The organism is Dolichospermum sp. FACHB-1091 (genome assembly GCF_014697585.1).
Taxonomy (GTDB): Bacteria; Cyanobacteriota; Cyanobacteriia; order Cyanobacteriales; family Nostocaceae; genus Dolichospermum.
Map to the genome: position 1 here is coordinate 243524 of NZ_JACJSB010000002.1, position 7520 is coordinate 251043.

General features: G+C 33.9%; 4 protein-coding genes. All 4 read left to right on the forward strand.

Annotated elements, in window-relative coordinates; genetic code table 11:
- The first annotated feature begins 371 nt into the window (after positions 1-371).
- The 4 genes from H6G25_RS02160 (at position 372) to H6G25_RS02175 (ending at position 6602) form a co-directional block, all read left to right on the forward strand.
- Complete coding sequence (locus H6G25_RS02160; protein ID WP_190391081.1) at positions 372-1670, forward strand: P-loop NTPase fold protein; 1299 nt, start codon at positions 372-374, stop codon at positions 1668-1670.
- Positions 1670-3379 carry a tetratricopeptide repeat protein gene (locus tag H6G25_RS02165; RefSeq protein WP_190391082.1) on the forward strand — a complete coding sequence of 570 codons (1710 nt, stop codon included), beginning with the start codon at positions 1670-1672 and terminating at the stop codon, positions 3377-3379. Before H6G25_RS02160 ends, H6G25_RS02165 begins: the two co-directional genes overlap by 1 nt.
- A 527-nt stretch (positions 3380-3906) precedes the next feature.
- The gene (locus tag H6G25_RS02170; RefSeq protein ID WP_190391083.1) at positions 3907-4305 is read left to right on the forward strand and encodes a hypothetical protein; all 399 of its coding nucleotides are present in this window, start codon (positions 3907-3909) and stop codon (positions 4303-4305) included.
- A 140-nt stretch (positions 4306-4445) separates the two neighbouring features.
- Positions 4446-6602 (forward strand): tetratricopeptide repeat protein, encoded by a 2157-nt coding sequence (locus tag H6G25_RS02175; RefSeq protein ID WP_190391084.1) that lies wholly within the window; start codon positions 4446-4448, stop codon positions 6600-6602.
- Positions 6603-7520: the final 918 nt, after the last annotated feature.

A 7520-nucleotide genomic window follows, 5' to 3' on the forward strand; every position in this document is an offset into this window, starting at 1 on the left:
CGTTAAAAATTGTCGTTATGACAAGGGAACAGGGAACAGGGAACAGGGAAGAGGCTTCGCCGTGAGCGTCAGCCGAACGGTTTTAGGCAACTTTACTTTTCGTTACTTATGTCGGTTTTTTTCCGCTCACTTACTTAGGAATATTACTGTTTACTGGAGGTTTTTTTAACGAACCACAGAGGCACAGCGTTCACGGAGGAAGAGAAAGGAGGATAAGTATATATTTATGGGGTGGTTGTATTTGATTTAGGAAAGGTGACAATCTTTGTTTTAGCGACTATTTGCCTAAAAAAGAATTTTTTTTGTTTAGGTATAGCTAAAGGATCAAATTGTTATAACATGAAAATGTAGATTTATAGAGGGTATTAACAATGGTAGTCAACCGTATTGAGGCATTCCAAAAAGCATTTCGTAATTTACAATTACAACCTTTAATCACAGAAGAAGAAATTGAAAGGTTTCAAGTTCCTTATGGTCATGATTTAATTGATAAATTAGAGCATCTAATTGTAGATAGTGATGATAATACTAATCAATTATTTTTTGCTGGACATCGTGGTTGTGGTAAATCTACTTTGTTAGCAGAGTTTGCTAGAGAATTTGATCATAATTATCTGACTATCTTTTTCTCTATCTCTGATTTAATTGAAACTACCGCTATCAATCACATTAATATTCTTTTTGCTATTGCTGTGCAAATTATGGATAAAGCAGAGAAAGAAAATATTCAGATTGATAGTCAGAAAAAACAAAAATTCTTTAATTGGTTTCAAGATAGAACACAGATTCAAGAAAGTAAAATCGGGGCTGAATTGGAAGCGGGTTTTGATTTTTGGAGTTTTCTCAAAAGTAAATTAAAGGCTGAAGCAAGTATCCGCGAAGTCATAGAAACTAAGTTTAAACGTGATTTTCGAGATTTGATTAATACTGTCAATCTGATTGCTACAGAAGTTTCTTTAGCTTGTAAAAAAGAAATTGTGGTTATTATTGATGATTTAGATAAACTCGATTTAGCAGCTATTAAAAGTATTTTTCAAGATAATATTAAGGTTCTTTTACAACCTAATTTCTTTGTTGTTTATACTCTCCCTATTGCTACGATTCGTGATGGTGTTTTGAAAAGACATATCGAAACGGAAACGAATAATTCTATTTTTGTAATGCCAGTTTTAAAGGTTTATCCTAAAGGTGAAAGTCACAAAGATGAATCTCAACCTGTTGCTGAAACAATAGATAAATTACAGAAGATTTTGCGAAAACGCATTGATGATACTTTATTAGCAGATGATGTTTTGCTGAAAATTACTTTATCTAGTGGTGGTGTGATTCGAGAATTGGTTCGCATTACTCAAAAATGTTGTAGTTTGGTATTAGTACAGTTACGACAAAAAGCAAGAAGAGGAGAATCAATTGATAATGTGCAAATTGATGAGATGATTTTGCAGGAAGCTCTTGATTCTTTGCGGAATGATATGACAATTACTCTAAGCAAAACTGACCGGGAGATTTTACTGCAAACATATACTGATTATCGTCCTGATGATCCTAAACAGCAAGAGTTTCTTGATTTGCTTCACAATGTTTATGTGATTGAATATAAAAATACTGAAAGTTGGTATGATTTACATCCTTTGATAATTCAACAGTTAAAGTTAGAAAATTTAATTTAATGAATAACTTAACTAATCAATCTATTATCAACGCAAATGAACAAACTTACCTGAGTTTGTTAGTTTCTCTTGAAGCTGGAATTGGTATGTTACAGATTTTCATTGCTGTGTGTGATGCAGATAGACAGCGTGAAAATATTATAGCTAATTATGAGCAGGATTTAGCACCCAATTACAATATTTATCGAGTTTATCTTGATAGTCAAGAACCGAGTTTAAAGCAAGCCATTACACAACAAGTTACATTAACAGAAAACGCCATAGCTATCGTATTAGGTGCGGAAACTTTAGGAGCATTTAATCAAAATGAATCTTTGAAAAAGTTTTTTGGTTATTTGCAATGGACGCGAGAAGCATTGCGAGAACTCAAAATGCCAATTATTCTATGGATACCATCACGTATTTATGATCAAATCCCTAAGCAAGCACCTGATTTCTGGAGTTGGCGTAATGGGGTATTTCATTTTCAACCTGAACCGTCTTTGGTTACAAATCAGTTATCAATTAATCAAAGTCGTGATATTATTCAATATAATCAATCAAGTTCTGTTTTTTCACCAGAACAATTAGAAGCATTTTTAGCAGAAGCTATTCAGCAATGGGGAGCAGATAGTAGTAAAACAGAAGTTCTCTACAGTCAGTTAGGTACTTTGTATGCTGAACGAGTAGAATCAGCAAAATCTACAGATAGACAAAAAGAATTAACTTTAGCTCAAGAATATCTTGAGAAAGCAATAGTTTTACAAACTAAATTTCAAAAACTAGAAGCTCTTGCTACTAGCTTAAACAATTTAGCAGTATTGTATGAATCTCAAGGACGTTACAATGATGCTGAACCTCTTTATTTACAATCTTTAGATATTAGAAAACACCAACTGGGTAATGATCATCTTGATGTTGCACAAAGTCTTAATAATTTAGCAGTATTGTATGAATCTCAAGGACGTTACAATGATGCTGAACCTCTTTATTTACAATCTTTAGATATTAGAAAACACCAACTGGGTAATGATCATCCTGATGTTGCACAAAGTCTTAATAATTTAGCAGTATTGTATGAATCTCAAGGACGATTCAATGATGCTGAACCTCTTTATTTACAATCTTTAGATATTTATAAACGCCAACTAGGTAATGATCATCCTAATGTTGCACAAAGTCTTAATAATTTAGCAGTATTGTATGAATCTCAAGGACGATTCAATGATGCTGAACCTCTTTATTTACAATCTTTAGATATTTATAAACGCCAACTAGGTAATGATCATCCTAATGTTGCACAAAGTCTTAATAATTTAGCAGTATTGTATGAATCTCAAGGACGATTCAATGATGCTGAACCTCTTTATTTACAATCTTTAGATATTTATAAACGCCAACTAGGTAATGATCATCCTAATGTTGCACAAAGTCTTAATAATTTAGCAGTATTGTATGAATCTCAAGGACGATACAATGATGCTGAACCTCTTTATTTACTATCTTTAGATATCAGAAAACGTCAACTAGGTAATGATCATCCTGCTGTTGCTCAAAGTCTCAACAATTTGGCATTACTTTACAAATCTCAAGGCAAGTATAACGAAGCTGAACCTCTTTACCTTGATGCTTTAGCTATGTTTGAACGAGTGCTAGGAACTAATCACCCCAATACAATAACCGTTCGGGACAATTTACGACGTTTACAACAGCAAATTACATCTTTTTAAGGTCTTATAAGTTTGTTATTTTATCTATTAGCTATGTTAATCTGACAATCTTATTGTTTATAGTTACTAATTAAATAGAGTAATATCTTTAATTTTTGTTTGCTTTAACATTAAGATTGTATCGCTATACAAAAGCAATGTATGACTTTACAGTTTTATCGAATTAAATAACAAATTTATAATTTTATTTAACAAAAATTATGTATGGCAAATTTTAAAGATGTGATATACTACGGGTTAGAGTGGAACGCAGATGAACGCAGATGAACGCGGATAATTTTGTATCTCATTAGACTTCTTTGGTAAAGATTGTAGAGACGTTTTATAGAAAGTCCCTACACCTTATGTAACGTCTTTACAAAGGTTTCAATGATTTAAACTTTCGTAGGGACAATTTATGAATTGTCTCTACATTCTTTTTTGAAGATATCTATTTAAAAATTGAAATTTATTTTTGTAAAGCAGAATTACCAGGTCGTGTATAAATGCTATACTATCTAAAAATGATACTTTAACCAATATTACAAATGGAACCATTAACAACTGTTGCTTTTGCTGTTGCGACGGTACTTGCTACTAAAGCATTGGAAAAAATTGGCGAAAACATTGGAGACACTTTATCTCACAAAACTCAGCAGTTTTTGAAATTGTTGAAACAGCGACTACCTGGAACTTTCGCAGCTATTGAACAAGCACCAGAACAACCCCTTAATTATGGTCAAGCTGTAATGGAAATAGAAACCGCAGCGAAAGCAGACCCTAATATTAGTCAAGTTATTCAGGAATTGGTCGCAGCAGCAAAAGTAGAACAAAATCCTAAAATAGCGGACATTCTAGCGACACCGAACTTAGAGAAATTAGCGGACAAAATTGGTATGGTTGTCATGTCTGGAGGGACAGGAACAATTAATACTATGAACTTTTAACCAGATTTAAAAACTAAAACTTCTGCTTGTGGGACTTTTACCCCCTCTTATGAAGCAGAGAAACAAGAAAATCCAGTTCCCTCCCCTTAGCAAGGGGAGGGTTAGGGTGGGGTTAAAATATTTGATACATTATAAGCTTTATGAATGACAACTTTAGCAAGTTAGCAGATAAAATAGGTGCTGTTGCTTTACCAGGTGGTACAGTTCAGGTAAACACACAAAATATTGACGGACAAAAAAAGTTAACTCCCACTAAAGATATACCCTATCGTGGTTCTGTTCATTTTGTCGGACGAGAAACAGAACTGACAACTATCCATAAAGATTTGCGACGGGGAAATTATGTAGCAATAACCGGAATGGGTGGTTTGGGTAAAACTGAATTAGTTACTCAATACGCTACACAATATCAAGATCATTATGATGGCATAATTTGGTTTAATGCTAGACAACGTATTCTCGCAGCAGAAATATTTGAACTTTTTACATTAAAATTCGGTCTGGAAATTCCCCAAACTCAGGGAGAAAAACCGTTAACTCTCCAAGAACAGGTAGCTTGGTGTTGGTTACAATATCCAAAAACACAATTACCTGTTTTAATTGTCGTTGATGATTTAACTGATTTAACACAGTTACAAGAAGTTGTTCCCTCAGAACCACGCTTTCGGGTTTTGATAACTACTCGACAACAACATTTAGACCCTAATTATATTCAAAAACTAGCTTTAGAGGTTCTATCACCACCAATAGCATTAGAACTTTTACAAAAGCAATTGGGAAAAAATCATCAGCGAGTTGTCAATGAACCAGAAACCGCAACACAAATATGTGAGTTTTTGGGAAATTTACCTTTGGGGATAATTTTAGTCGGAAGTTATTTAACAACAGATTTGGGACTTTCTCTAACTCAAATGTTAGAACGGTTACAAAAACGTAAGTTAGCGGAAACAGCTTTACAAAAGAGAGAAACTATCAATCAAACTCAATTGGGAATTAAAGCCGCTTTTAATTTAACTTGGGAAACACTGGATACTCAAACTCAATATCTGGGAGCATTTTTAAGTTTATTTTCTCCTCAGTTTATTCTTTGGGATTTGGTAGTTGGGGTAATTGAGTTTGAAGTAGAGAATGAGGAAAAACAACTAATTTGGACAAAGGAAGAATTAACTACCTCTAAAAAAAAACTTTATCAAGTTAACTTTTTACAAATAGAACAAGAATCACCAGAAGCTTATACAATTCATAATTTAGTGCGGTTGTTTTTGCGGGAACAGTTAGCAGAAGTTGGAGAAAAGCAGCCAATTCTCGAAAGAACTTTTATTACTCCTATGATAGCCGTTGCTGAAGGACTTCCTAAATCACCCACTTCTAAAGATATTGAAAAGGTCAAAACTCTTGTTGTTCATTGGGAAGATTTAGGAAAACGGTTAATAGATGAAATTAACGAAGAAACAGCAGCAGAGAATAATTTACCAGTATCTATGGTTGCTGATGAAATCCTTTGGGTATTTACAGGGTTAGGAAGATTTTATCAAGGACAAGGATTATATCAAGTAGCAGAATTTTGGTATCAGCAATTAGTAAAAGTTTGTCAAATTTTATTTACAGGCGACCATCCTTATGTTGCTACTAGCTTAAACAATTTAGCAGTTGTTTACGATAATCAAGGAAAATACAGTAAAGCTAAACTTCTCTACCTTGATGCTTTAGAAATGAGAAAGCGGCTATTTACAGGCGACCATCCTGATGTTGCTTCTAGCTTAAACAATTTAGCATATCTTTACAATAACCAAGGAAAATACAGTGAAGCTGAACCTCTCTACATTGATGCTTTAGAAATGACAAAGCGGCTATTTACAGGCGACCATCCTAATGTTGCTACTAGCTTAAACAATTTAGCAGTTTTTTACAGAAACCAAGGAAGATACAGTGAAGCAGAACCTCTCTACCTTGATGCTTTAGAAATGAGAAAGCGGCTATTTACAGGCGACCATCCTGATGTTGCTACTAGCTTAAACAATTTAGCAGGTCTTTACGATAGCCAAGGAAGATACAGTGAAGCTGAACTTCTCTACCTTGATGCTTTAGCTATGTTTGAACGAGTGCTAGGAACTAATCACCCCAATACAATAACCGTTCGGAACAACTTGCAATTTTTACAACAGCAACTCATACCTCCTCCCTTTTATAAACGTTTGTTGAATAACCTATTAATTGTGTTAATTTTACCATTTTATATTTTATGGTTACTAATCAAACGTATCATCATCTTTTCCTGGCGTTTTTTACGACGTTAACAATATTTTACCCAACAATAAGAATGTATTGCTATCCAATTCTAATGTATTGCCATACAAAAGCAATTTAATGAAAACCAAAAACAAAATATAGCATTAAATAAGATTCGTAGGTTGGGTTGAAGCATGAAACCCAACATAAGCGTCAGGTTGCGCGGTCCCTTAACCCAACAAAACAAAAAATGAACAAAGATTCGTAGGTTGGGTTGAAGCATGAAACCCAACATAAGCGTCAGGTTGCGCGGTCCCTTAACCCAACAAAGCAGGAAATGTACAAAGATTTGTAGGTTGGGTTGAAGCATGAAACCCAACATAAGCGTCAGGTTGCGCGGTCCCTTAACCCAACAAAACAAAAAATGAACAAAGATTTGTAGGTTGGGTTGAAGCATGAAACCCAACATAAGCGTCAGGTTGCGCGGTCGCTTAACTCAACAAAGCAGGAAATGTACAAGGTATTGGATCTTAATCATCTTATTATTCTCTCTAAGTCTTGAGAATGATCAAAATTCAGCCCTTAATTCACCAACAACCGAAAAACTTCTCAAAAAGAGTATTGACAGATAATTAAATATATGTTATCATGAAGTGGATAAGGAAGAACTATCTTCATTTTCTTACAATTCTCTTTGCGTCTTTGCGCCTCTGCGTGATCAAAATTCAGCCCTTAATTCACCAACAACGGAAAACTTCTCAAAAAGAGTATTGACAGATAATTAAATATATGTTATCATGAAGTGGATAAGGAATAACTATCTTCATTTTCTTACAATTCTCTTTGCGCCTCTGCGTGATCAAAATTCAGCCTTTAATTCACCAACAACGGAAAACTTCTCAAAAAGAGTATTGACAGATAATTAAATATATGTTATCATGAAGTGGATAAGGAAGAACTATCTTCATTTTCTTACAATTCTCTTT

What these genes read in the sequence shown, in the direction of transcription:
- H6G25_RS02170 (WP_190391083.1), top strand. Translation starts at nt 3,907, where the DNA reads ATGGAACCATTAACAACTGTTGCTTTTGCTGTTGCGACGGTACTTGCT.
- H6G25_RS02165 (WP_190391082.1), top strand. Translation starts at nt 1,670, where the DNA reads ATGAATAACTTAACTAATCAATCTATTATCAACGCAAATGAACAAACT.
- H6G25_RS02160 (WP_190391081.1), top strand. Translation starts at nt 372, where the DNA reads ATGGTAGTCAACCGTATTGAGGCATTCCAAAAAGCATTTCGTAATTTA.
- H6G25_RS02175 (WP_190391084.1), top strand. Translation starts at nt 4,446, where the DNA reads ATGAATGACAACTTTAGCAAGTTAGCAGATAAAATAGGTGCTGTTGCT.